Source organism: Paracoccus fontiphilus (assembly GCF_017356265.1).
In the GTDB taxonomy this organism is placed as follows: Bacteria; Pseudomonadota; Alphaproteobacteria; order Rhodobacterales; family Rhodobacteraceae; genus Paracoccus; species Paracoccus fontiphilus.
The window spans coordinates 1-1,240 of the sequence record NZ_JAFNAW010000163.1; the positions used below are offsets into that span (position 1 = coordinate 1).

Annotated in this window: 1 protein-coding gene; it reads right to left on the reverse strand. The window is 60.3% G+C overall.

Annotated elements, in window-relative coordinates:
* Positions 1-127 precede the first annotated feature (127 nt).
* Complete coding sequence (locus J0F76_RS20645) at positions 128-955, reverse strand: phage antirepressor (protein WP_207472338.1); 828 nt, start codon at positions 953-955, stop codon at positions 128-130.
* Positions 956-1,240 lie beyond the last annotated feature (285 nt).

Here is a 1,240-nt window from a genome sequence, read left to right on the forward strand (position 1 = left end):
AGGTCTGCGATCTGTTCTCCGACGAGGAATGCTACAACTACTTCAAAGCCGCAGGTTATGAGGTCGATTGAGTGCAACAGGCTCTAGGGGACCCCTCAGCTACAGGAAGGGGTAAATGTTTGCCGCCCTACCAGCCCGGAACTCCGTGGATTTCAGCCAGCTTAGCAAGCCCCTTAGCGGTGATCCTTGCCGACTGCGTGGCAATCTCTCCCCGGCTTGTCTGCTGGGTGGATGATGCCACCTCCATCCAGCCTGCGCTGCGCTTGTCGGCATACGGCACAGGGCGCATGGCACTATCCCTGCTGCGGAAAATCCATCCGTTGTCTTGTAGCCACGCAAAGAACTTGCGGTCTTTCATGCCCAGGCAGCGGGCGGCGTCAGACAAGGACATGGACCCTGCTGAGGCCGCCAGCCGCTCCTGTGCAGCCACTTTTGGGGCCTGCAATGCCAGTTGTGCCTCTGCCGCCTCTAGCTTGCGTTCTTGGGCCGCGATCAACAGGTCCTTTAGGCGCTCCAGGTAATCAGGGGCGTTGGGGTCTAGGGCCTCCTCGCCTCGGACGTAGGAGCCTGTCTTGCGTATTGCAGGCAGGACCGTGCCCGTGACCCATTTGCGGAAGCCTTTTGCCTCGGGTTTGTTACTGCCCATAACGGCGGAATAGAGCCCGCTTTCGTTGATCGTTGCTACGCCACGAGGTCCAAAACCTACAATCTGTCGGTTTTGCTTTTCATCGTCGTCCAGGCGGCGGGTCATGGCCTCGGCATCGGAGTAACCCAAAATCTCGGCTATTTCCTTGGCGATGAACCAGGGGTCGCTGCCAATCGTCAGGACGCGAACGGGGTGCCCCACGAACGAGAAGGTTTCCAGGGTGATGTCGGGCTTTCCGACGCTGTCGCTGCTGATGGCGGGGCGCAGGGGAATAAGGGCGGCGCTAGGTCGCTTGTCGTATGTCGTCATGGTTCTCTTTCAGAAGGGAAGGGCGGGCGGGTTGGGGCGCCATCCCAGGCGCTGCGCCACGCTTGTTTCCAGTTACGCGGAGGATGTTTGCCCCGTCTGCGGATGATCGCATCTACCTTCCGCAAGGCTGAGGTTGTGCGCGGACAGACCTCCGTCGCTTCTGCTATTTGCTGCGAAGTGAAGGCATATCGGTGTGATGTCAACGGCGGTGCAAAATCCGGCCACGCGGCGGGGTAAAATCAGGCCAGGCGGCGGTGACCGGCACCATGGCGCGCGCGCTCACCA